Below are 22,821 nucleotides of genomic sequence, written 5' to 3'. Positions count from 1 at the left end.
TTGCGGGACGAAGGTCGGCATTATGCCTGCTTTGCTCGGCGGGATGAAAAGCTCAAATGGGTTGACGACGAAACGCGTGAGCGGCTGGTCGATGATTGAGTGTTCAGGTGGATGGACATCAAACAGGCATGCCCTTCTAAACGAAGCGCAAGACTCATTTATTCAAACAACGTTGATTTCAACTCATCAACCGCTCTTGTACGGTCCGAAGGCTTCACAACCCTCACCAACCCACTGTGAAAACATGGAGCTTCATATGGATATTCAACTGCCTGCGGGCACCACGACCGGACACAACCTGGTTTCATGCATAGGTGAACTCTCACTGCAGGACTTTGACGATTTGACCCAATGCACCCAAATCGCCACGTGCTCTGCCGATAGGCTCAGCAGCCGTTTTGCCAACTCGGCAGTGTGGCTCAACGAGTACGTCAATACACTGGATTTTCTAGGCTGGTCCGTCTTCAATGATGCCATCTTCACCCGCACACAATACGATGTCTCGAAAAGCGTTGCCGACCTCCTGGTGCAAAGCGCTCAGGCCATGCCCGATCGCCGCCAGGGAAATGCCATGATCGACACGCTCGACGCCTTGAAACCCAACAAAGCGGCGAACTATTCCCTGGACACTGAAAGCTTGCAGGGGGAGCGCTTTCAGGTCATTCCGACCCGTTACGACGCAAAGGGCTTTCTGGAAATTGGCGTTTTTAACCTGGAACTGGTGGCTAACACGAAAAAGAGCAGTTTTCTGTTCTGGAATTGGGCGGGACACACGACCCACATTATTCAGCAATGCGCCTACCTGAAACTCGACAGACGTAAACTCGACACCCGAAGAGCACTCATCGAGAAAAAGCTTCTCAGCATCAGCATGAAAAGATTCGACTTGGCAAAGACCAGAAACAACGCCTGAGGCCCGCAAAACGACTTCACCGACTTCCGACAGGCCAATGCAACCGCCACCGCGCTATCATGCGCAACGGCGCAGACAGGCACAGGCCTGAGCGCTGTGAGGAATAGGCGTCGCTTGATAAATGAGGAACAGCATGACCCCCTGGCTGACAGTGGTAGGCATCGGTGAAGACGGCTTCAAGGGCATGGGCAGAAATGCCAGGCATGCGTTGCTGGGCGCATCACGGATCATCGGCGGCCAACGCCAACTGGATTTGCTACCGGTCTGCATACGTGGCGAGCGTCAACTGTGGCCCAGCCCGTTTTCGATTGAGCCGGTTCTGGCCAGACGCGGAGAGCCTGTCTGTGTTCTTGCCAGCGGCGATCCGATGTTCTATGGCGTTGGCGCCAGCCTCGCTCGAAAACTGCCTGCCAGTGAAATGCTGATCCTGCCCGCGAGCTCTTCATGCTCGCTGGCAGCCTCCCGGATGGGCTGGGCATTGCAGGACGTCGTTACGCTTTCAACGGTTGCCCGTCCGATCCCGGCACTAAATGCCTACTGGGCCAGCGGTGTCCGCATGCTGGTGTTGAGCAACGATGGTAGAACCCCCGCCGCTGTCGCGACCCTGCTGCGCGAGCGCGGATTTGGTCCGAGTCGCATGACCGTTCTGGAGCATCTGGGCGGCGAAGCCGAACGCCGCATCGAAGGGGTCGCCAGCGACTGGCACGATACGCTGATCGCCGACCTGAACCTGATCGCCATCGACTGCATCGCCGAACCGAACACACCGCGCCTGTCACGACTGGCAGGCCTGCCGGACTCGGCATTCAAACACGACGGCCAACTGACCAAACGCGATATCCGCGCCATCACCCTCGCCCGCCTCGCCCCAATGCCCGGTGAACGGCTGTGGGATGTCGGTGCCGGCTGTGGCTCGATCGGCATCGAATGGATGCGCGCTCACCCCAGTTGCCGCGCACTGGCCATCGAGGCGGATGCGGGCCGACAAGCGTTGATCGAACATAACCGCGATGCCCTTGGCGTTCCTGGTCTGCAACTGGTACGAGGCAGCGCCCCGCAAGCGCTGACCGGGCTGGAACGGCCCGACGCCATTTTCATCGGCGGCGGGGTTACCCGTGAGGGCGTGCTCGATACATGCTGGACCGCACTTAAACCCGGTGGGCGCCTGATTGCCAATGCTGTGACCTTGCAAAGTGAAATGTCTCTGATGAACTGGCGCGAACAGCACGGCGGCGAGCTGACGCGCATCCATATCGCTCAGGCCCAACCGCTGGGAGACTTCGACACCTGGCGTCAGGCCCTGCCGATTACCCTGTTGGACGTGACGAAGCCTTTCGATGCGTGACGAAACCGCAGAGCAACCCGCGCCCCTGCGCAGTGGCCTGACCACCGGCAGTTGCGCCACCGCCACCAGCCTCGCAGCCGCTCGCTTGTTGCTCGGCGGCCTGTGCGCCGACGCAGTCGAAATCATTCTACCCAAGGGCAAACAGGTGCAAATGCGCCTGGAGTTCTGCCGCCTGACCGAACACGGCGCTGAGGCGGGCACCATCAAGGACGCCGGCGACGATCCGGACGTGACACACGGCGCCCTGCTCTTCTGCGAAGTTCGCCTGAGTGCCACACCGGGCGTTCGCTTCATCGCAGGGCGAGGCGTCGGTACGGTCACCCGGCCGGGGCTGGTGCTAGGGGTCGGCGAACCGGCGATCAACCCGGTGCCGCGCAAAATGATTGGCGATCACTTGTCGCGGCTGGCTGACGAGTTCAGTTATGGCGGCGGTTTTGACGTCACGATCAACGTCGAGGACGGCGAGGCACTGGCGTTGAAAACCATGAACCCGCGCCTGGGCATTCTCGGCGGCCTGTCGATCCTCGGCACCAGCGGTATCGTTCGGCCATTCTCCTGTGCGGCCTACATCGCCTCGATCCATCAAGGCATCGATGTCGCCAAAACCAACGGTTACCTGCACATCGCCGCTTGCACCGGCAACGCCAGCGAAGACACCATGCGCCGGATCTATAACCTGCCGGAAATTGCCCTGATCGAAATGGGCGATTTTGTCGGCGCCGTGCTCAAGCACCTGCGCAAAGTGCCTGTGGATAAACTCAGCCTTTGCGGCGGTTTCGGCAAGATCAGCAAACTGGCGGCCGGGCATATGGATTTGCACAGCCGTCATTCCAGCATCGACCTGCCGCAACTGGCCGACTGGGCGGCGGCAATCGGCGCCGATGCAGCTTTGCAGCAAGACATTCGCGAGGCCAATACCAGTCAGCAAGCCTTGGCCATGGCTAGCGCCGCCGGGGTCGCCCTCGGTGATGAGGTGTGTCGGCACGCCCTGAACTTCGCCCGCAGCGTCGTGCCTGCACAGGTTCAGGTCGAGGTGTTTGCCATCGACCGTCAAGGCGGGATCGTTGGACATGCGGGAGCTTTTCAATGAAGCGAATCTTGCTGCTCGGAGGTGTGACCGAAGCCTTGGCCATCGCCCGCACACTGGGGCCGCAGCACATCTACAGCCTCGCCGGCATAGGGCGGGTGCCGACGGATCTGCAGTGCCAGGTTCACGTCGGTGGCTTTGGTGGAGCCGAAGGCCTCGCGCAGTTCATCCGCGAAAATGGCGTCGACCTGCTTCTCGACGCTACCCATCCTTACGCCGCCCGGATCAGCCAGAACGCCGCGACAGCTGCCCGACTGAGCGGCATTCCCCTTTGGGCCCTTCGGCGCCCGGCATGGCAACCCCAGCCCGGTGACGACTGGCGAGAAGTCTGCGATTGGGCGGAACTGATCGAAACCCTGAAACCCTTTCACCGCCCCCTGTTCACCCTCGGTCGCGAGCCGCTACAGCATCTGGACGAAATCCCTGTGGAACAATTCTGGACCCTGCGCGCACTGGACGTTTACCCGGGCAACACACGTTGCGAAGTGATCGGCGCGCGCGGGCCGTTTTTGATCGACGATGAACGTGCCCTGTTCGAACGCAGGAACATCGACGTGTTGATCAGCAAAAACAGCGGCAGCAGCGCGACTGAACCGAAGCTTGAGGTGGCGCGGGAGCGTGGGGTGCCGGTGATTGTATTGAAGCGGCCGGTGTTGCCGGGGGTTGAGCGTGAGTTTGGCTCGGTGGCCGAAATATTGCGTGCAATGACAGAGCAGGCATCGATGTGATCGATGCGAACGAGCAAAGCCAAAGTGATACTGGCACTCTGGAATTCGCGACTATCATGAAGGCTATGATTGTTTGGCGCTGCGACACCAAACCACACGCAGTCTTTTTACTTATCGGCCCTGATCAGGCTAAATAGCCGCGCCTGATCGCTCACCCACCGGATTTGTCCCATGTCCCGACAACGGCTCGCAATTGCCTGGATCGCCTGCTTCGCAGTGCTGTTCAACATGCTCGCCATGCCGATGACCGGTGCGATGGCGCAGTCGGCGAAGTCGCCTGCCGAACAATTGTTGTGGGGCAGTTTCTGCTCTTCCAGCGGTACGAAGATGGTGGCGATTTCACTGGGGAATATCGAACAGAAAGCGCCACAAAACGACGACCATTCCAGCATGCAGCATTGCTGGTGCTGCTCTGGCTCCGCCCCCATGGTCGCGCTTCCCGGTCACGAGCCACAGCTGTATTTCGCGCACTTCGAGTCCAATCGAAGCCAGCCGCCGCCATCGCTGAACACCCCGACACCGCGCCAGCAATGGCCGAGCCTCAATCCTCGCGCCCCCCCTCTGGTCTGATTCCTGCTCGCAATTGATCTGCGTTTTTGAATCGCTCTGGAGAACTGCCATGTTGAACAAACTCATCGTTCTGGCTGCGTTGCTGCTGCCTGCCTGCTTTGCCAATGCCCACGAATACAAGGTCGGTGCACTGGAGATCGCCCATCCCTGGTCGCAGGAGTTGCCGCCCAATGCACCGACCGTGGCGGCGTACTTCATCATCCACAACAGCGGTAACTCCGCGGACCGTCTGCTGAGCGTCGACTCGCCGATTGCCGGCGAAGCGCAATTGCACGAACACGTGATGAAAAACGACCTGATGAAGATGCAGCCGGTACCGAGCGTGGAAATTCCAGCCGGCGGCAACGTCACCTTCGCCCCCATGGCCTATCACGTGATGCTGGTGAACCTGAAAGACCGCAGCCTGCTCAGTGACGGCAAGCGCTTTCCCATGACACTGCACTTCGAGAAATCCGGCGACGTGAGCGTCGAAGTCGCGGTGCAGAAACAGGCGCCCGAGGTTACGGCACAGCACGTGCACGCCCAGTAAGCGTCTGAGCAGAATTCGCCATGCGCCCGCTTAGCGCCAGGTCATCCAGGTCACGCGGTCAGTCATTGAGCCTGACACGCGGCAGCTGGATCAGCCTGTTCGCCATGCTGATGATTTTCATCGGTCCACTGATTTCCCAGTCGATGCCGATGGATCAGCACGCCCCGATGTCCATGGAAATGTCGATGGACATGAGCATGGACATGCCGGCGATGGAGCACGCCGGACACGGCGCGCAACCTGCCGCCGAACATTGCCCACCAGAAGCCGGACACCATGCGCTGTGGGAAAAGTGCGGTTATTGCAGCCTGCTGTTCAATTGCCCGGCGCTGACGGGTGGCGGGTCATTCGCAACGTTCGACATCCCGACCGTCAACACCTTCACGACCCCTTCCCCACGCCTGGGTCATGCCCGGCAAACCTTCTTCCCCGGCGCCCGCACCCGCGCCCCGCCTGTCGTCGCGTAAACACCCACCTCCGATTTCACACGGTTGCGCAGACAGCATCAGGTTGTCGGCCGTGTCGTTTACGACTGTTCGATGGAAATTGTCATGTCCAGGTTTTCCGCTGCCCCGCGCTTGAGCACTGCCCAAGCCTCTAATGCCCTGAGCGAGTCCAGCATTCGCTTCAGGCACGCCACCGCGCTCCTGTGCGGTGCCTTGCTCGCGCCTTCCGCGCTGGCCGATGAACACACCGGTCACAGTGAAGAACTGAGCCCGACCGTCATCACCGCCATTGCCCCAAGTTCACCGTTGACCATCGTCACCAACCCCAGGGATCCACGCCAACCGGTGCCGGCCAGTGACGGCTCCGACTATCTGAAGACCATTCCAGGCTTCGCCCAAGTACGCAACGGTGGCACCAATGGCGACCCGGTCTTGCGCGGCATGTTCGGTTCGCGACTGAACATCCTCACCAACGGCGGCATGATGCTGGGCGCCTGCCCGGGCCGCATGGATGCGCCGACTTCGTACATCTCACCGGAAACCTACGACAAACTGACCGTGATCAAGGGCCCGCAAACCGTGCTCTGGGGTCCAGGGGCTTCGGCCGGTACGATCCTCTTCGACCGCGAGCCAGAAAGCTTTGGTGAACTCGGCACACGGGTAAACGCCAGCGTGTTGGCCGGCTCCAACGGCCGTTTCGACAAAGTGGTGGACGCCGCTGCCGGCGGGCCATTGGGTTATGTGCGCGTCATCGGCAACACCGCACAGGCCGACGATTACAAGGACGGCAACAACGACACCGTGGCGTCACGCTACGACAAATGGAACGGCGACGTCGCCGTCGGCTGGACCCCGAACGCCGACACCTTGCTGGAGCTGACTGCCGGCAAGGGCGATGGCGAAGCCCGTTACGCCGGACGCGGCATGGACGGTTCGCAGTTCCTGCGCGAGAGCCTTGGCCTGCGTTTCGAACAGTCCAACATCGGCGATGTGCTGGACAAGATCGAAGCGCAGGTCTACTACAACTACGCCGATCACGTGATGGACAACTACACCCTGCGCACGCCGTCCGGTACCGGGATGATGGCCGGTCCCATGGCGTCCAACGTCGACCGCCGCACCCTCGGTGCGCGGGTCAAAGCGACATGGCGTTGGGCCGATGTGCAGTTGATCAGCGGCATCGACGCACAAACCAACGAGCATCGCCAACGCAGCGCCATGGGCATCGATACCTACAAGGACCTGCCGTACACCAAGGACGCCGACTTCCATAATTACGGGGTGTTCGGTGAGCTGACCTGGTACGCCGCCGACCGTGATCGCTTGATCAGCGGTGCACGCCTGGACCGTGCCTCGGCCAGGGATTTGCGGCAAACCATCGGCTCGGGCATGATGACCCGCCCGAACCCGACCGCCGACGACACCCGCGCCGATACCCTGCCCAGCGGTTTCATCCGCTACGAACACGATCTGGCCGACAGCCCGACCACGCTGTACGCGGGCCTCGGTCACACCCAGCGTTTCCCGGATTACTGGGAGCTGTTTTCGCCCAACTCCGGCCCCGCCGGATCAGTGAACGCGTTCGATTCGATCAAGCCGGAAAAAACCACTCAGCTCGACTTCGGCCTGCAATACCAAACCGAAGACCTCGAAGCCTGGGCCTCGGCGTATGTCGGCCAGGTGCGCGACTACATCCTGTTCAACTACACCCCGACCATGATGGGCACAACCTCGCAAGCCGAAAACATCGACGCGCGAATCATGGGCGGCGAACTGGGCGCAGCCTACAAGCTCAGCGAAAACTGGAAAGCCGACGCGACCCTGGCCTACGCCTGGGGCAAGAACAGCAGCGATGGCAATGCATTGCCGCAAATGCCGCCGCTGGATGCGCGTTTCGGCCTGACGTATAGCGAAGAAAACTGGAGCGCCGGCGCTTTGTGGAGAGTAGTCGCCGCGCAAAACCGTATCGACCAGAACAAGGGCAACGTGGTCGGCAAGGACTTCGACAAGACGCCAGGTTTCGGCGTTTTTTCTCTCAACGGTGCCTATCGGATCAACAAAAACTGGAAGGTCAGCAGCGGTGTCGACAACCTGTTCGGCAAGGCTTACGCCGAACACTTGAACCTGGCCGGCAATGCCGGTTTTGGCTACCCCGCCAATGACCCGCAAGCCATCAAGGAACCGGGGCGAACGCTCTGGACCAAGGTGGATATGAGTTTCTGACAACAGCGCAGGCAAGCCGCTCCTTTGTAGGAGCGAGCTTGCTCGCGATCGGTTACGCAGCAACCGCAAAACAAACAACTAAAAGATCCAGCCACGCGGAGCACACGTGATGAAACAGCCCAAAGTGAATTTCTACAACCTGGCCTGGCGCTGGCATTTTTATGCCGGATTGTTCGTTGCGCCTTTCATGGTGATGCTGGCCCTGACCGGCACCCTCTACCTGTTCAAGCCGCAGCTTGATTCATTGATGTACAGCAGCCTGCTCAATGTTCCGGCCGGCCATCACAGCGTGCCGGCCGACGATCTGCTCAAGCGTGTGAAGGACGCCTACCCACAGGCAACCATCAAGCAATACCTGCCCCCGGTCAGCGCCGAACGCAGCGCACAGTTTGTCGTGCTCAATGGCGGCAACGAGCTGAATGTGTTCGTCGATCCGTACCACGGCGACATCCTCGGCGAGCAAGATGCCAAGAAAAACCTGCAAGCCATCGCCCGGGCGATCCATGGCGAGTTGATGATCGGTACCGTCGGTGACCGGCTGATCGAACTGGCCGCTGGCTGGGGCGTGGTGCTGGTGGTCTCCGGGGTGTTTCTGTGGTGGCCGCGCGGTCAAGCGGCGGGCATATTGTGGCCACGTTTGAGCAGTCGCGGCCGCGTCCTGTGGCGAGACCTGCACGCCGTCACCGGATTCTGGGGTGCCTCCCTGCTGCTGGTGATGCTGCTCAGCGGCATGACCTGGACAGGGTTCTGGGGCCAGCAATACGCAGCGGTGTGGAACGTCTTTCCGGCAGCGATGTGGGATGACGTGCCGAAATCCGACGTCGAGGCCCGCAGTCTCAACAGTGCAACCCGCCAGACCGTCCCATGGGCCATGGAAAACACCCCGATGCCGATGTCCGGTGACCATGCCGAACACATGGCCCACGGTGGTGCGCAGGCCGGCCCGGCCGCGCCGACCATCAGCCTGCAAGACGTGCAGAACATCGCCGTGCAACGCAAGGTCGAACCCGGTTACAGCATCACCTTCCCGACCACCGCCACCGGTGTCTTCACCATCGCCGTGTTCGCCGACGATCCACGCAACGACGCCACACTGCACGTCGATCAGTACACCGGCGACGTACTCGCCGATGTGCGTTACGAGCAATACGGCACGGTTGCCCGCGCCACGGAAATCGGCGTGATGCTGCACGAAGGCAAGATGTTCGGGGTGGTCAACCAGATCATCGTGCTGATCATCTGCCTGATGATCCTGCTCAGCGCCGTCAGCGGTGTGGTGATCTGGTGGAAGCGTCGCCCGCAAGGCAAGTTGGGCGTACCGCCGCTGCGCCACGACCTGCCAAAATGGAAGACCGCGATGGTCATCATGTTCGCGTTGGCGGTGGCCTTCCCGCTGGTGGGCGCTTCGCTGGTGGTGGTGTGGTTGCTCGATCGGCTGCTGCTGTCGCGTTTCACCCGGCAAACTGAATCGGCCTCATCTTCATCTTGAAACAGGCGAGATGCGCGGTGGAACTAGCAATGTAGACTTCCCCCGCACATCACACTGGCAATAGCGGGTCTCTTTTCGGGCCTCATCGCTGGCAAGCCGGCTCCTACAGAATGTGCACAAGTCCCGTAGGAGCTGGCTTGCCAGCGATGAGGCCATTGGCTTCACCTCAAGAATAGTTGCATGACCTCGCTACACCTCAAGAACCTCGCCTGGACACCCCTGGGACACGGCCATTGCCACCACCAATTCCAGCTGCGTGACGCCTCGCTACACGTGACTGCCGGTGAGTTCGTCGGGCTAATCGGCCCCAATGGCAGCGGCAAGACCAGCCTGTTGCGCTGTGCCTGGCGCTTCAGTAAACCGAAAAGCGGGGAGGTCAGACTCGATCATCACAATGTCTGGAAACAATCGTCGCGCTGGTGTGCGCAACGCATCGCCGTGGTGTTGCAGGAATTCCCCGAGGCCTTCGGCCTGACCGTCGAGGAAGTGGTCGCCATGGGGCGTATGCCGCACAAAGGCCTGTTCGATGGCGACACTGTCGAGGATCGAATCCTCGCGAGCCAGGCCCTGGAATCGGTCGGTCTCAAGGGCTTCGAGGATCACGCGTTCACCACCCTCTCCGGTGGCGAAAAACAGCGTGTGATCCTTGCCCGCGCCCTGGCCCAGCAACCGCAACTGTTGATCCTCGATGAGCCGACCAATCACCTCGACCCGCGTTATCAGCTGGAGCTTTTGAAGTTGGTCAAGCGCCTGAAGATCGGCACCCTGGCAAGCATCCACGATCTCAATCTGGCCGCTGCCTTTTGCGATCGGCTGTATGTGATCAACCATGGTCGTATCGTTGCCAGCGGTACTCCGAAGGAAGTCCTGACCGTTGCGCTGTTGCGCGATGTGTTCGGCGTCCAGGCGCTGATCGATGAACATCCACTGCACGGCTACCCACGAATCACCTGGATAACCCAACCATGAAGCTGCTGCGCTCCATTCTTTCCCTAACCCTGCTGCTGGGTAGCACCCAGGTGTTTGCCGAGGCCACGCACTACCCGTTGACGATTCAGAGTTGCAACCGTGAAGTGACCTTCGAGCAGGCACCCAAACACGCGCTCAGCCACGACATCAACATGACCCAGATGATGCTCGCCCTCGGCCTCAAACCACAGATGGCCGGTTACAGCGGCATCAGTGGCTGGAAGGCCGTGACGCCCGAGATGCAGAGCATTCTCGAAGGATTGCCGGAGCTGGCGGCCAAGTATCCGTCGGTGGAAACCCTGCTCAATGCCAACGTCGATTTCTTCTTCGCCGGTTGGGATTACGGCATGCGCGTGGGTGGCGATCTCACGCCGCAGAGCCTGCAGCCGCTGAGCATCAATGGTGGGTGCCGGCCTGGCATTGATCGGCGCGGTGCTGCATGTCGGTGAAATCGTTGGCCTGCTGACCTTGCCGATCGCGGCATTCATCGGTGCATTGTTGAGCATGCTGGTGGTGCTGATGATCGCCAGTCGTCATGGTCGCCTGGACAGTGACCGCTTGCTGCTGTGCGGCGTGGCTGTGTCGTTCGTGATGATGGCGATTGCCAATTTGCTGCTGTTCATGGGCGACCATCGAGCCAGTTCGGCAGTGATGTTCTGGATGCTTGGCGGGCTCGGATTGGCACGTTGGGAATTGCTCGCCGTGCCGGCAGTCAGTGTGTTGCTCGGGCTCATTTTGCTGCTGGGTATGGCACGACCACTGAATGCGCTGATGAGCGGCGAACAGACTGCGGTGACCCTGGGCCTGAATGCACGCAGCGTGCGCCTGCGAGTGTTTGTGATTGCGTCATTGATGACCGGGGTGCTGGTGTCAATCAGCGGCTCCATCGGTTTTGTCGGGCTGATGGTACCGCACATCGCGCGGCGCCTGGTCGGGGCTGAACACCGAAGATTGCTGCCGGTGTGCGTGTTGATCGGCAGCGTGTTTCTCGTCTGGGTCGATGTCCCCGCCCGGACACTGATCGCCCCCGAAGACTTGCCCATCGGCGTTGCCACTGCGGCGATTGGCGGGCTGTTCTTCATCGGCCTGATGCGCCGTCGTTAACGCCACTTTGATTAAACAAACTTCAGAACTGCATTTACGCCCGGAAAAATCTCGTATTGAGTTAGCGCTTAACAAGTTCACCATCATATTCATACTCCGCACTCGCGAGTTAAAACGTACAACGCTCGCACACTTCAATGACGATTATTCCTACAACTTAATCGCCACAACTCTTACAAGAGCGGAAAGAGGCAAACATGTTCAAAAAGTTCATCGCATCCGTTGCGATTGTTTCAGTACCCGCTTGGGCAGTGCAGCCGCCCTTTACTGGCGCTGACTACAGCGGTCGGTATCAATGTACCGGAATGGACAGCCATATCGGTCCGTTTGAAGGTGTTGTCGAGATGAAGCTCAATGCCGGACAGAGTACCGGCGAACACGGTGCCTACAGTTTAACGCTGACGCTGCCCGACAACTCCAGATATAACGGGTTTGCTGCCGCCAATTTGAGCTCCCTGGCGATTTACTTTGCCCATACGGATCCGTCGCTCAAGGATTACGGCGTCGGGCTCGGGAAAATTGCTAAAACCCCTGAAGGGAAAACTTCATTCACCAAGTACTACTACGGCCCTGAGTACGAAGGAGGCGGACATGGTTTTGAGACCTGCATTAAAAGCTGAGTTGTTGCGCCGCTGACCTTGTGGGAGCGGGCTTGCTCGCGAAGAGGGTGTGTCAGACAACTTAAATCGCAACTGCAACACTGCATTCGCGAGTAAGCCCCACAATTCATCGATGCTACCTGCCCCAATTCGGCGCAACGCTTCGCACCAACGCGCCAGACTCGATCCTTGTTGGTGCGCTGCCAAACTTCGCAACCGCTCTAGAACGACATTTCCCTGCCTTTGCCCGACCGGGCACAGCCCTTGCTATAGACCCTTCAGTAGTCCGCATCTGCCACCCAGAAAATTCATAAGTTCATGGAGATCGCACAATGAAGCGTCGCAGCTTGATCAAGGCTTTCACACTCACGGCATCCATTGCCGCGATGGGTATGACCTGGACCGTCCAGGCCGCAGAGACCATCAAGGTCGGCATTCTGCATTCCCTGTCCGGGACCATGGCGATCTCCGAGACGTCGCTCAAGGACATGGCGCTGATGACCATTGACGAGATCAACGCCAAGGGCGGCGTGAACGGCAAGATGCTGGAACCGGTGGTGGTGGACCCGGCGTCGAACTGGCCCCTGTTCGCCGAGAAGGGTCGCCAACTGCTGACCCAGGACAAGGTCGCCGTGGTGTTTGGCTGCTGGACCTCCGTATCGCGCAAATCGGTATTGCCGGTGTTTGAGGAACTCAACGGCCTGCTGTTTTACCCGGTGCAATACGAAGGCGAAGAGATGTCGCCGAACGTGTTCTACACCGGCGCCGCGCCGAACCAGCAGGCGATCCCTGCCGTTGAATACCTGATGAGCGAAGAAGGTGGCAGCGCCAAGCGCTACTTCCTGCTCGGCACCGACTACGTCTACCCGCGCACCACCAACAAGATCCTGCGTTCGTTCCTGCATTCCAAGGGTGTGGCCGACAAGGACATCGAAGAGGTGTACACCCCGTTCGGCCACAGCGACTATCAAACCATCGTCGCCAACATCAAGAAATTTTCGGCCGGTGGCAAAACTGCCGTCATCTCGACCGTCAATGGCGACTCCAACGTGCCGTTCTATAAAGAACTGGCCAATCAGGGCCTGAAAGCCACCGACGTTCCGGTCGTGGCGTTCTCGGTGGGTGAAGAAGAACTGCGCGGCATCGACACCAAACCGCTGGTGGGTAACCTGGCGGCGTGGAACTACTTCGAGTCGGTTGAGAACCCGGCGAACAAGAAGTTCGTCGCCGACTGGAAAGCCTACGCCAAGAAACACAACCTGCCGGGCGCCGACAAAGCGGTAACGAATGACCCTATGGAAGCCACCTACGTCGGCATCCACATGTGGGCGCAAGCGGCGGAAAAAGCGAAATCGACCGATGTCGACAAAGTCCGCGAAGCCCTCGCCGGCCAGACCTTTGCCGCGCCGTCCGGCTACACCCTGACCATGGACAAGACCAACCACCACCTGCACAAGCCCGTGATGATCGGCGAGATCCAGGCCGACGGTCAGTTCAACGTCGTATGGCAGACCGAAGGGCCGATCCGCGCTCAACCGTGGAGCCCGTTCATTCAGGGCAACGACAAGAAGCCGGACTATGCGATGAAGAGCAACTAAAGCCACTGGATGCCGGGCCCGAGCTTGGAGCTCGGGTCTGACACAACACCTGTAGGAACTGGCTTGCCAGCGATGCAGACGACTCGGTCGTATTTGATGCTCCGAGGTGATGCCATCGCTGGCAAGCCAGCTCCTACAGGGTCCGTGCATGACCAGGACGTTCGACATGCCCACTGCCTTTTATCGCTTCATCCTCGCCATCGCACTCTTGTTGCCGATGGCCGCTCATGCCGGCGACGCCGAAGACTTCGTCGCTGCCAATCCGGTGCAGCAAGCCAAGCTGCTGGAAACCTGGGCCGCGCAGCCCGATCCCGCTCGCATCGAACTGATCAACGCCCTGCAACAAGGCGAATTGACCGTCAACGGCCAACCAAAAACCTTGCGCCTGAATAACCGTCTGCGGGGTCTGATCGATACTGCTCTGGCCAGTCACCAGTTGCTCGCCGCCGACGCAAAAGTCCGTTTGGCCGCCGCGCAGCTATTGCAGAAAAGCGCGAAACCGGCGCAACTGAAATTCCTCGACCAGCAACTGGCGGGCGAACAGGACGAAGGCGTTCACAGCGCCCTGAGCCTTGCCCTGGCCAATCTGCAATTGGTCGACAGCGATCCCGCCGTGCGCCTCGCCGCCGTGCGCTTGCTCGGTGAAACCGGCGACCCGTTGGCCCGCACCCGTCTCGAAGGCTTGCTCGAGCCCGGTGTCGAAACCGATGCCACCGTGCATACCGCCGCCGAAACCAGCCTCGCTCAAGTCAAACGCAAACTGCTGATCGGCGAACTCTTGGGTCAGGCCTTCAGTGGTATGTCACTGGGTTCGATTTTGCTGCTCGCGGCATTGGGACTGGCGATCACCTTCGGCCTGCTCGGCGTGATCAACATGGCCCACGGCGAGATGCTGATGCTCGGCGCCTACTCGACGTATGTGGTGCAGTTGATGTTCCAGCGCTACGCACCGCAGGCCATCGAGTTCTATCCACTGATCGCGTTGCCGGTCGCGTTTTTCGTCACCGCCGCCATCGGCATGGCGCTGGAGCGCACGGTGATCCGCCATCTCTACGGCCGGCCGCTGGAAACCCTGCTCGCCACCTGGGGCATCAGCCTGATGCTGATTCAACTGGTGCGTCTGGTGTTCGGTGCGCAAAACGTCGAAGTGGCCAACCCTGCGTGGTTGTCGGGTGGGATTCAGGTGCTGCCGAACCTGGTGTTGCCGTACAACCGCATCGTCATCATCGCCTTCGCCTTGTCCGTGGTGGTGCTGACCTGGCTTCTGTTGAACAAGACACGCCTGGGCCTGAACGTGCGCGCTGTCACGCAGAACCGCAACATGGCGGCCTGCTGCGGCGTGCCCACCGGACGCGTGGACATGCTCGCCTTCGGCCTCGGCTCGGGCATCGCCGGCCTCGGCGGTGTGGCGCTGAGCCAGATCGGCAACGTCGGCCCGGACCTCGGCCAGAGCTACATCATCGACTCGTTCCTGGTGGTGGTGCTCGGCGGCGTCGGCCAATTGGCCGGTAGCGTGTTCGCAGCGTTCGGTCTCGGGATTGCCAACAAGATTCTCGAACCGCAGATCGGTGCCGTGCTCGGCAAGATCCTCATCCTCGCGCTGATCATTCTGTTCATCCAGAAACGTCCGCAAGGCCTCTTCGCATTGAAAGGACGGGTGATCGACTGATGAACCAGCCCCTGCTCGTTACCGCGACACAAAAAGCCGGACCTAAAGTCTCGATTGCCGTCGGTGCGGTGATCCTCGTATTGCTGTTGGCGTTGCCGCTGCTGTCCCTGTTATCACCGGACAGCGCGCTGCACGTCTCGGCTTATACCCTGACTCTGGTGGGCAAGATCCTTTGCTACGCCATCGTCGCCCTGGCGCTGGATCTGGTCTGGGGGTACGCCGGATTGCTGTCCCTCGGTCACGGTCTGTTCTTCGCCCTCGGCGGTTATGCAATGGGCATGTACCTGATGCGCCAAGCCTCGGGGGATGGCTTGCCGGCGTTCATGACATTCCTGTCGTGGACCGAACTGCCGTGGTTCTGGATCGGCACCAGCAGCTTTCTCTGGACCCTGTGTCTGGTGGTATTGGCGCCGGGATTGCTGGCACTGGTGTTCGGTTTCTTCGCCTTCCGTTCGCGGATCAAGGGCGTGTATTTCTCGATCATGACTCAGGCGCTGACCTTCGCCGGCATGCTCCTGTTTTTCCGCAACGAAACCGGCTTCGGCGGCAATAACGGTTTCACCAATTTCCGCACGATTCTCGGCTTCGGCATTACCGAACCTGGCACCCGCGCCGTGCTGTTTCTTGCCACAGTGCTGCTGCTGGTGGCGAGCCTGTTCATCGGCTGGCGTCTGGCGCAAAGCAAGTTCGGCCGGGTACTCACCGCCCTGCGCGATGCGGAAAACCGTCTGATGTTCTGCGGCTATGACCCTCGCGGCTTCAAGTTGTTCGTCTGGGTGTTGAGTGCAGTGTTGTGCGGTCTGGCAGGCGCGTTATACGTGCCACAAGTCGGCATCATCAACCCCAGCGAAATGTCGCCGACCAACTCGATCGAGGCCGCGGTGTGGGTTGCCCTGGGCGGGCGCGGCACCTTGATCGGCCCATTGCTCGGCGCTGGCGTGGTCAACGGCATGAAGAGCTGGTTCACCGTGGCGTTTCCCGAGTACTGGCTGTTCTTCCTCGGCGCGCTGTTCATTGTCGTGACCCTGTACCTGCCCAAAGGCGTGATTGGTTTGCTGAAGAAAAGAGGTGAACAATGAGAGTTACGGCAACGGCTGAATTCATGCTCGAACCGGCATTCTTTCCACCGCTGGAACCCAACCGCGATGCTGGCACCAGCCGCGATGCCCTCGGTCTCGGCCTGCGCGCAGGCCCCGGCCTGAATACCCGTCACGGCACGATCCTGACCCTGGAAGACATCAGCGTCAGCTTCGACGGTTTCCGTGCGCTGAACAATTTGAACCTGTACATCGGCGTCGGCGAATTGCGCTGCATCATCGGCCCCAATGGCGCTGGCAAGACCACGCTGATGGACGTGATCACCGGCAAGACTCGCCCAAGCCACGGCAAGGCCTGGTTCGGCGAAACCCTGGACCTGAGGCAAATGAGCGAAGTGCAGATTGCCCAGGCCGGCATCGGTCGCAAGTTCCAGAAACCGACGGTATTCGAAGCCCTGAGCGTGTTTGAAAACCTGGAACTGGCGCAGAAAACCGACAAGTCGGTATGGGCCAGTTTGCGCGCTCGCCTGAATGGCGAACAAAAAGACCGCATCGCCGAAGTGCTGGAGACCATTCGCCTGACCACTTCGGTCAATCGGCCGGCGGGCCTGCTTTCCCACGGTCAGAAGCAGTTTCTGGAGATCGGCATGTTGCTGATGCAGGACCCGCAACTGCTGCTGCTCGACGAACCGGTGGCAGGCATGACCGATGCCGAAACCGAATTTACCGCCGAGTTGTTCAAAAGCCTCGCCGGCAAGCACTCCTTGATGGTGGTGGAACACGACATGGGCTTCGTCGGTTCGATCGCCGATCACGTCACTGTGCTGCATCAGGGCAGTGTGCTGGCCGAAGGGTCGCTGGAGCAGGTGCAGGAAAACGAGCGCGTCATCGAGGTCTACCTCGGTCGCTGAAGTTTGCGAATACAAAACCTGTAGGAGCTGGCTTGCCAGCGATAGCGATGCAACTGCCGACATTGATGTTGAATGTCATGGCCTCATCGCTGGCAAGCCAGCGCCTACAGGGGATTTGAGGAGAACGTGAGAATGCTGCAAGTCGAAAAACTGCACCAGTACTACGGCGGAAGCCACATCCTGCGCGGCCTGTCGTTTGACGTGAAGGTCGGCGAAGTCACCTGTCTGCTCGGGCGCAATGGCGTGGGCAAGACCACCCTGCTCAAATGCCTGATGGGCCTGTTGCCGGCCAAGGAAGGCGCAGTGAACTGGGAGGGCAAACCGATCACCACGTTCAAGCCCCATCAACGCGTACACGCCGGCATCGCTTACGTCCCGCAAGGCCGGGAAATCTTCGGCCGTCTGACCGTCGAGGAAAACCTGCTGATGGGCCTGTCGCGATTCCCCGGCAGCGAAGCCAAGGAAGTCCCGGCGTTCATCTACGAGCTGTTCCCGGTACTGCTGCAAATGAAACAACGGCGCGGTGGCGACTTGTCCGGTGGCCAACAACAGCAACTGGCAATCGGCCGTGCCTTGGCCAGCCGCCCTCGCCTGCTGATCCTCGATGAGCCCACTGAAGGCATCCAGCCGTCGGTGATCAAGGAGATCGGCGCAGTGATCAAAAAGCTCGCTGCTCGCGGCGACATGGCGATTTTGCTGGTGGAGCAATTCTACGATTTCGCCGCCGAACTGGCCGACCACTACCTGGTGATGTCCCGGGGCGAAATCGTGCAACAGGGCCGTGGCGAAAACATGGAAGCCGAGGGCGTGCGCGGACTGGTCACGATCTGATCTCACCGGCCAAAAAAAAGCATGAAGCACCAATTTGTTGCAGCGCTACCCATGCGACGCCTCCTGTTGGTGCGCGCTGACGATCAATTGCCGCCTCCTGCCGGTAATGTCCCCGGCACAGCCTTTGCAGAGATCCGCTTATCTCACAATAAGCATTGACCATGACTCTTCCAGCTTCCGGCGTCTTGTTTACCCCCAGTTGGCACGCCGAACTGGAGCTGGGTTATGCCCGATTCGGGGCCGGCACCCGCCCGGTTCTGCGCCGACACCAAGGCCCGCTCAGGGTGCAGAAGCATCTGTATGCCGAAGGGCCTGAAGTCTGCCAGCACATCATCGTCCATCCACCCGGTGGAATCGCCGGCGGTGATCGGCTGGATATCTCCGCCTGCGTTGGCACCGATGCCTGGGCGCAGATCACCAGTCCCGGCGCAGCCAAGTGGTATCGCGCAGCCGGGCCCGCCTATCAGCAGTTGAAGTTGCAGGTGGCGGCCGGTGGGACCCTGGAATGGTTGCCGCAAGAGACGATCGTCTTCAGCGCCGCCCAGGCTGAACTCAGCACCTGCGTCGACCTTGAAGGCGATGCGCGGCTGTTCTACTGGGACGTTGTGGCGCTGGGCCGACCGGCCAGCGGCGAGCGCTTTGACCTCGGACATTTTCAGGCGCAACTCGATATCCGTCGCGACGGCCAGTTGCTCTGGCATGAACGTCAGCGCATTGTCGGAAATGACGGTTTGCTCGATTCGCCGATCGGACTGGATGGGCAGCCGGTGTTTGCTACGTTGCTGGTGACGGGTGAGATTGATAGTGAACTGCTGGAGAGCTGCCGCTCGCTACCCAACGACGTGCGAGGGGATCTGACCCAACTTCCAGGATTACTGGTTGCCCGGTGCCTGGCCAGTGAAGCGTTGTTGGCGCGGGGATGGCTGATCGATTTGTGGCGATTGCTCCGCCCGGCGTTGCTTGGCCGCGAAGCCGTCCCCCCTAGAATATGGAACACCTGAACACCGATCCCTTGTAGGAGCTGTCGAGTGAAACGAGGCTGCGATCTTTTTTCCGCTGAAGAGCAAATTCAAGATCAAAGGATCGCAGCCTCGCTTCGCTCGACAGCTCCTACGGGAGGCAAAACGCACGATATTTATTCTGCCAAAAATGGATTCCAACGATGGACCTGACCCCACGCGAAAAAGACAAGCTGCTGATCTTCACCGCAGGCCTGGTCGCCGAACGGCGTTTGGCGCGCGGTGTGAAACTCAATTATCCGGAAGCCATGGCGTACATCTCCGCCGCCCTGCTCGAAGGTGCGCGTGACGGCCAGACCGTGGCTGAGTTGATGCACTTCGGTACTACTCTGCTGGCTCGCGAACAAGTGATGGAAGGCATCCCGGAAATGATCCCCGAGATTCAGGTCGAAGCCACCTTCCCTGACGGCACCAAACTGGTCACCGTCCATCAACCCATCGCCTGAGACCGCGCCATGACTTACTCCATCCGCGATGCCGTGCACGCCGACCTGCCGGCGATCCGTGACATCTACAACGACGCAGTGCTCAACACCACCGCGATCTGGAACGAACAATCCGTCGACCTGGACAACCGTCAGGCCTGGTTCCGCGCCCGGCAAGCCCAGGGGTATCCGATTCTGGTCATCGTCGATGCCGACAACACTGTGCTCGGTTATGCCTCGTTCGGCGACTGGCGACCGTTCGACGGCTTCCGCCATACCGTCGAGCACTCGGTTTACGTGCGCAGCGACCAGCGCGGCAATGGGCTCGGTCCGAAATTGATGACTGTGTTGATCGAGCGCGCCAAAGACTGCGAAAAACACGTGATGGTCGCGGCCATTGAAAGCGGTAACGCTGCATCGATTCGCTTGCATGAGCGCGCCGGTTTCAAGACCACCGGACAAATGCCTCAGGTAGGCACCAAGTTCGGCCGCTGGCTCGACCTGACATTCATGCAGCTGACCCTCAATCCCGGTGCAGAGCCGCCAAGCGTCAGTAAGGAGTAACGCCCAATGAACGCCGCCCAACTGCGACGCGTCAACGTTGAAAGCTTTGCCCACTACCGTCAGGGCCTGATTGACTTGCTGCTCGATGCCGTCGGTTACGGCGCCAGCGTCGGCTTCATGGCAGACCTGGATGCGATGCAGGCCCACGCCTACTTCGACGAGGTCCAGGACAACCTCAACAAGGGCAACGTGCTGCTGTGGGTGGTGGTCAAGGACGAACAGGTGCAGGCCAGTGTGCAACTGGGCCTGTGCCGCAAACCCAATGGCTTGAACCGCGCCGAAGTGCAAAAACTACTGGTCCGCGAACATGCACAGCGTCGCGGTCTGGGCCAGCAGTTGATGGCGACGTTGGAAAAAGCCGCCCTGCAACACCAGCGCGGCATGCTCTACCTCGATACCGAGGCCGGTTCGCCCGCCGAGGATTTCTACAAGGCTCTGGGTTACACCCGCGCCGGGGAAATTCCCGACTACGCCTGTGACCCGAGTGGTCGCTACAAGCCGACCGCCCTCTACTACAAGATTCTCCAAGGAGCCCATTGATGATTCCCGGTGAATACCAGATCGAGCCCGGCGACATCGAACTCAACGTCGGCCGTCGCACCCTCAGCCTTAAGGTGGCGAACAGTGGCGACCGGCCCATCCAGGTCGGCTCGCACTACCACTTTTTTGAAACCAATGACGCGCTGACGTTCGACCGCGCCGCCAGTCGTGGCATGCGCCTGAATATTCCTGCCGGCACCGCCGTGCGGTTTGAGCCGGGGCAGAGTCGCGAGGTTGAGTTGGTGGATTTGGCAGGGCATCGTCGGGTGTTCGGGTTTGCCGGCAGGATCATGGGTGATCTCTAAGTCATGCCGCGCCAGTACCGGCCCCTTCGCCAGCAAGCCGGCTCCTACAGGGAATCGCATTCCAACACCGCTTTTGCGGTGACCTGTAGGAGCTGCCGAGCGCAGCGAGGCTGCGATAGCGAGCAACGCGAGCGGTTTGAATTTCAATTAAATCCCAAGGCATGCGCATGAAAATCTCAAGACAAGCCTACGCCGACATGTTCGGTCCCACCGTCGGTGACAAGGTGCGCCTGGCCGATACCGAGCTGTGGATCGAAGTCGAAAAGGACTTCACCACCTACGGCGAAGAAGTGAAATTCGGCGGCGGCAAAGTCATTCGTGACGGCCAGGGCCAGAGCCAACTGTTGGCTTCCGAAGTCGTCGACACCCTGATCACCAACGCGCTGATCATCGACCACTGGGGCATCGTCAAGGCCGATGTCGGCCTCAAGGACGGCCGTATCGCCGCCATCGGCAAAGCCGGCAACCCGGACATCCAGCCCAACGTGAACATCGCCATCGGCGCCAGCACCGAAGTGATCGCCGGTGAAGGCATGATCCTCACCGCTGGCGGCATCGACACGCACATTCACTTCATCTGCCCGCAACAGATCGAAGAAGCACTGATGAGCGGCGTCACCACCATGATCGGCGGCGGCACTGGCCCCGCCACCGGCACCAACGCAACGACCTGCACTTCCGGGCCATGGCACCTGGCGCGCATGCTCCAGGCCGCCGACGCGTTCCCGATGAACATCGGTCTGACCGGCAAGGGCAACGCCAGTTTGCCCGAGCCGCTGATCGAGCAGGTCAAGGCCGGCGCCATCGGCCTCAAGCTGCACGAAGACTGGGGAACGACGCCCGCAAGCATCGACAACTGCCTGACGGTGGCCGATCAATTCGACGTACAAGTCGCGATCCACACCGACACCCTCAACGAATCCGGTTTCGTCGAAACCACCCTCGCCGCGTTCAAGGGTCGCACCATCCACACCTATCACACCGAAGGTGCCGGGGGCGGGCACGCGCCGGACATCATCAAGGCCTGCGGCTTTACCAACGTGCTGCCGAGTTCGACCAACCCGACCCGGCCGTTCACCCGCAATACCATCGACGAACACCTCGACATGCTGATGGTCTGCCATCACCTGGACCCAAGCATTGCCGAAGACGTGGCCTTCGCCGAAAGCCGTATCCGCCGCGAAACCATTGCCGCCGAAGACATCCTCCACGACCTCGGCGCCTTCTCGATGATCAGCTCCGACAGCCAGGCCATGGGCCGCGTCGGCGAAGTCATCACGCGAACCTGGCAGACCGCCGACAAGATGAAAAAGCAGCGTGGCCCGCTGCCTCTGGATGGTGAAGGCAACGACAACTTCCGCGCTAAACGCTACATCGCCAAGTACACCATCAACCCGGCGATCACCCATGGCATCAGCCATGAAGTGGGTTCGATCGAAGTCGGAAAATGGGCGGATCTGGTGCTCTGGCGCCCGGCATTTTTTGGCGTGAAGCCGACGCTTATCCTCAAGGGCGGCGCCATCGCGGCCAGCCTGATGGGTGACGCCAATGCTTCAATTCCCACGCCTCAACCCGTGCACTACCGCCCAATGTTTGCCAGCTTCGGCGGCTCATTGCATGCCACCAGCATGACCTTCATCAGCCAGGCTGCGCAGGATGCCGGATTGCCGGAAGCCTTGGGGCTGAAGAAGAAAATCGCCGTGGTCAAAGGCTGCCGCGATGTGCAGAAGACCGACCTGATCCACAACGATTACCTGCCGAACATCGATGTTGATCCGCAGACTTATCAGGTAAAGGCCGATGGTGTGTTGCTGTGGTGCGAGCCAGCAGAAACCTTACCGATGGCGCAGCGATACTTTCTGTTTTAAGCACAATAACGCGCAGAAAAAAGCCCCGATGACACCCATTGTCATCGGGGCC

22 protein-coding genes and 2 pseudogenes are annotated in these 22,821 nt (G+C 60.2%); all 24 read left to right on the top strand.

The features are described 5' to 3' along the window. The first annotated feature begins 22 nt into the window (after positions 1–22). Positions 23–913, top strand: coding sequence for a hypothetical protein (locus tag QMK58_RS03555; protein WP_320395875.1), 891 nt, complete (start codon positions 23–25; stop codon positions 911–913). 133 nt (positions 914–1,046) lie between these two features. After that, positions 1,047–2,258, top strand: coding sequence for a bifunctional cobalt-precorrin-7 (C(5))-methyltransferase/cobalt-precorrin-6B (C(15))-methyltransferase (locus QMK58_RS03550; protein ID WP_053153891.1), 1,212 nt, complete (start codon positions 1,047–1,049; stop codon positions 2,256–2,258). Beyond that, positions 2,251–3,348 (top strand): cobalt-precorrin-5B (C(1))-methyltransferase, encoded by a 1,098-nt coding sequence (locus tag QMK58_RS03545; RefSeq protein ID WP_053153888.1) that lies wholly within the window; start codon positions 2,251–2,253, stop codon positions 3,346–3,348. The genes QMK58_RS03550 and QMK58_RS03545 overlap by 8 nt, the downstream gene beginning before the upstream one ends. After that, the gene (locus tag QMK58_RS03540; protein WP_320395874.1) at positions 3,345–4,073 is read left to right on the top strand and encodes a cobalt-precorrin-6A reductase; all 729 of its coding nucleotides are present in this window, start codon (positions 3,345–3,347) and stop codon (positions 4,071–4,073) included. Before QMK58_RS03545 ends, QMK58_RS03540 begins: the two co-directional genes overlap by 4 nt. Before the next feature lie 171 nt (positions 4,074–4,244). After that, complete coding sequence (locus QMK58_RS03535) at positions 4,245–4,643, top strand: DUF2946 domain-containing protein (RefSeq protein WP_320395873.1); 399 nt, start codon at positions 4,245–4,247, stop codon at positions 4,641–4,643. A 49-nt stretch (positions 4,644–4,692) separates the two neighbouring features. Further along, positions 4,693–5,172 (top strand): copper chaperone PCu(A)C, encoded by a 480-nt coding sequence (locus QMK58_RS03530; protein WP_320395872.1) that lies wholly within the window; start codon positions 4,693–4,695, stop codon positions 5,170–5,172. A 20-nt stretch (positions 5,173–5,192) separates the two neighbouring features. Beyond that, positions 5,193–5,639: a DUF2946 domain-containing protein gene (locus QMK58_RS03525; RefSeq protein WP_053153879.1), complete on the top strand. Its 447-nt coding sequence runs from the start codon at positions 5,193–5,195 to the stop codon at positions 5,637–5,639. A gap of 84 nt (positions 5,640–5,723) precedes the next feature. Beyond that, positions 5,724–7,841 (top strand): TonB-dependent copper receptor, encoded by a 2,118-nt coding sequence (locus QMK58_RS03520; protein WP_053153876.1) that lies wholly within the window; start codon positions 5,724–5,726, stop codon positions 7,839–7,841. A 109-nt stretch (positions 7,842–7,950) separates the two neighbouring features. Continuing rightward, positions 7,951–9,330, top strand: a complete 1,380-nt coding sequence (locus QMK58_RS03515; protein WP_320395871.1) for a PepSY domain-containing protein — start codon at positions 7,951–7,953, stop codon at positions 9,328–9,330. A gap of 180 nt (positions 9,331–9,510) precedes the next feature. Further along, positions 9,511–10,299, top strand: a complete 789-nt coding sequence (locus QMK58_RS03510) for an ABC transporter ATP-binding protein (protein ID WP_320395870.1) — start codon at positions 9,511–9,513, stop codon at positions 10,297–10,299. Continuing rightward, positions 10,296–10,700: pseudogene (locus QMK58_RS03505) on the top strand (iron ABC transporter substrate-binding protein); the annotation flags it as partial. The gene QMK58_RS03510 and the pseudogene QMK58_RS03505, both read left to right, overlap by 4 nt. Positions 10,701–10,728: 28 nt before the next feature. Then, positions 10,729–11,403 (top strand): annotated as a pseudogene (locus tag QMK58_RS03500) (FecCD family ABC transporter permease); the annotation flags it as partial. 197 nt (positions 11,404–11,600) lie between these two features. Next, positions 11,601–12,023 (top strand): hypothetical protein, encoded by a 423-nt coding sequence (locus tag QMK58_RS03495; protein ID WP_320395869.1) that lies wholly within the window; start codon positions 11,601–11,603, stop codon positions 12,021–12,023. 311 nt (positions 12,024–12,334) lie between these two features. Continuing rightward, positions 12,335–13,600 carry an urea ABC transporter substrate-binding protein gene (gene urtA, locus QMK58_RS03490; protein WP_053153869.1) on the top strand — a complete coding sequence of 422 codons (1,266 nt, stop codon included), beginning with the start codon at positions 12,335–12,337 and terminating at the stop codon, positions 13,598–13,600. Positions 13,601–13,766: 166 nt separating this feature from the next. Then, entirely contained in the window at positions 13,767–15,269 is a 1,503-nt protein-coding gene (gene urtB, locus QMK58_RS03485) for an urea ABC transporter permease subunit UrtB (RefSeq protein WP_053153866.1), read from the top strand. Next, positions 15,269–16,348: an urea ABC transporter permease subunit UrtC gene (gene urtC / locus QMK58_RS03480; protein WP_053153863.1), complete on the top strand. Its 1,080-nt coding sequence runs from the start codon at positions 15,269–15,271 to the stop codon at positions 16,346–16,348. The genes urtB and urtC overlap by 1 nt, the downstream gene beginning before the upstream one ends. Then, on the top strand, positions 16,345–17,217 hold the full coding sequence (gene urtD / locus QMK58_RS03475) for an urea ABC transporter ATP-binding protein UrtD (RefSeq protein ID WP_320395868.1): 873 nt from the start codon (positions 16,345–16,347) through the stop codon (positions 17,215–17,217). Before urtC ends, urtD begins: the two co-directional genes overlap by 4 nt. Positions 17,218–17,349: 132 nt before the next feature. Continuing rightward, the gene (gene urtE, locus QMK58_RS03470) at positions 17,350–18,048 is read left to right on the top strand and encodes an urea ABC transporter ATP-binding subunit UrtE (RefSeq protein ID WP_053153857.1); all 699 of its coding nucleotides are present in this window, start codon (positions 17,350–17,352) and stop codon (positions 18,046–18,048) included. A 161-nt stretch (positions 18,049–18,209) separates the two neighbouring features. After that, a complete protein-coding gene (locus QMK58_RS03465; protein WP_320395867.1) occupies positions 18,210–19,049 on the top strand; it encodes an urease accessory protein UreD in 840 nt (279 codons plus the stop codon). A gap of 161 nt (positions 19,050–19,210) precedes the next feature. Further along, the gene (gene ureA, locus QMK58_RS03460) at positions 19,211–19,513 is read left to right on the top strand and encodes an urease subunit gamma (protein WP_053153851.1); all 303 of its coding nucleotides are present in this window, start codon (positions 19,211–19,213) and stop codon (positions 19,511–19,513) included. Between the two features lie 9 nt (positions 19,514–19,522). Then, complete coding sequence (locus QMK58_RS03455) at positions 19,523–20,056, top strand: N-acetyltransferase family protein (RefSeq protein WP_320395866.1); 534 nt, start codon at positions 19,523–19,525, stop codon at positions 20,054–20,056. Positions 20,057–20,062: 6 nt separating this feature from the next. Then, positions 20,063–20,596 (top strand): GNAT family N-acetyltransferase, encoded by a 534-nt coding sequence (locus QMK58_RS03450; protein WP_053153845.1) that lies wholly within the window; start codon positions 20,063–20,065, stop codon positions 20,594–20,596. Continuing rightward, positions 20,596–20,901, top strand: a complete 306-nt coding sequence (locus tag QMK58_RS03445) for an urease subunit beta (RefSeq protein WP_053153843.1) — start codon at positions 20,596–20,598, stop codon at positions 20,899–20,901. The genes QMK58_RS03450 and QMK58_RS03445 overlap by 1 nt, the downstream gene beginning before the upstream one ends. A 167-nt stretch (positions 20,902–21,068) precedes the next feature. Beyond that, positions 21,069–22,769, top strand: coding sequence for an urease subunit alpha (ureC, locus tag QMK58_RS03440; RefSeq protein WP_053153840.1), 1,701 nt, complete (start codon positions 21,069–21,071; stop codon positions 22,767–22,769). The last annotated feature ends 52 nt before the right edge of the window (positions 22,770–22,821 follow it).

Origin of the sequence: Pseudomonas sp. P8_241 (assembly GCF_034008315.1) — a bacterium.
Lineage (GTDB): Bacteria > Pseudomonadota > Gammaproteobacteria > Pseudomonadales > Pseudomonadaceae > Aquipseudomonas.
This window is presented reverse-complemented; position numbering and strand designations above follow the sequence as displayed.

What these genes read in the sequence shown, in the direction of transcription:
- QMK58_RS03555 (WP_320395875.1), top strand. Translation starts at nt 23, where the DNA reads ATGCCTGCTTTGCTCGGCGGGATGAAAAGCTCAAATGGGTTGACGACG.
- QMK58_RS03550 (WP_053153891.1), top strand. Translation starts at nt 1,047, where the DNA reads ATGACCCCCTGGCTGACAGTGGTAGGCATCGGTGAAGACGGCTTCAAG.
- QMK58_RS03545 (WP_053153888.1), top strand. Translation starts at nt 2,251, where the DNA reads ATGCGTGACGAAACCGCAGAGCAACCCGCGCCCCTGCGCAGTGGCCTG.
- QMK58_RS03540 (WP_320395874.1), top strand. Translation starts at nt 3,345, where the DNA reads ATGAAGCGAATCTTGCTGCTCGGAGGTGTGACCGAAGCCTTGGCCATC.
- QMK58_RS03535 (WP_320395873.1), top strand. Translation starts at nt 4,245, where the DNA reads ATGTCCCGACAACGGCTCGCAATTGCCTGGATCGCCTGCTTCGCAGTG.
- QMK58_RS03530 (WP_320395872.1), top strand. Translation starts at nt 4,693, where the DNA reads ATGTTGAACAAACTCATCGTTCTGGCTGCGTTGCTGCTGCCTGCCTGC.
- QMK58_RS03525 (WP_053153879.1), top strand. Translation starts at nt 5,193, where the DNA reads ATGCGCCCGCTTAGCGCCAGGTCATCCAGGTCACGCGGTCAGTCATTG.
- QMK58_RS03520 (WP_053153876.1), top strand. Translation starts at nt 5,724, where the DNA reads ATGTCCAGGTTTTCCGCTGCCCCGCGCTTGAGCACTGCCCAAGCCTCT.
- QMK58_RS03515 (WP_320395871.1), top strand. Translation starts at nt 7,951, where the DNA reads ATGAAACAGCCCAAAGTGAATTTCTACAACCTGGCCTGGCGCTGGCAT.
- QMK58_RS03510 (WP_320395870.1), top strand. Translation starts at nt 9,511, where the DNA reads ATGACCTCGCTACACCTCAAGAACCTCGCCTGGACACCCCTGGGACAC.
- QMK58_RS03495 (WP_320395869.1), top strand. Translation starts at nt 11,601, where the DNA reads ATGTTCAAAAAGTTCATCGCATCCGTTGCGATTGTTTCAGTACCCGCT.
- urtA (WP_053153869.1), top strand. Translation starts at nt 12,335, where the DNA reads ATGAAGCGTCGCAGCTTGATCAAGGCTTTCACACTCACGGCATCCATT.
- urtB (WP_053153866.1), top strand. Translation starts at nt 13,767, where the DNA reads ATGCCCACTGCCTTTTATCGCTTCATCCTCGCCATCGCACTCTTGTTG.
- urtC (WP_053153863.1), top strand. Translation starts at nt 15,269, where the DNA reads ATGAACCAGCCCCTGCTCGTTACCGCGACACAAAAAGCCGGACCTAAA.
- urtD (WP_320395868.1), top strand. Translation starts at nt 16,345, where the DNA reads ATGAGAGTTACGGCAACGGCTGAATTCATGCTCGAACCGGCATTCTTT.
- urtE (WP_053153857.1), top strand. Translation starts at nt 17,350, where the DNA reads ATGCTGCAAGTCGAAAAACTGCACCAGTACTACGGCGGAAGCCACATC.
- QMK58_RS03465 (WP_320395867.1), top strand. Translation starts at nt 18,210, where the DNA reads ATGACTCTTCCAGCTTCCGGCGTCTTGTTTACCCCCAGTTGGCACGCC.
- ureA (WP_053153851.1), top strand. Translation starts at nt 19,211, where the DNA reads ATGGACCTGACCCCACGCGAAAAAGACAAGCTGCTGATCTTCACCGCA.
- QMK58_RS03455 (WP_320395866.1), top strand. Translation starts at nt 19,523, where the DNA reads ATGACTTACTCCATCCGCGATGCCGTGCACGCCGACCTGCCGGCGATC.
- QMK58_RS03450 (WP_053153845.1), top strand. Translation starts at nt 20,063, where the DNA reads ATGAACGCCGCCCAACTGCGACGCGTCAACGTTGAAAGCTTTGCCCAC.
- QMK58_RS03445 (WP_053153843.1), top strand. Translation starts at nt 20,596, where the DNA reads ATGATTCCCGGTGAATACCAGATCGAGCCCGGCGACATCGAACTCAAC.
- ureC (WP_053153840.1), top strand. Translation starts at nt 21,069, where the DNA reads ATGAAAATCTCAAGACAAGCCTACGCCGACATGTTCGGTCCCACCGTC.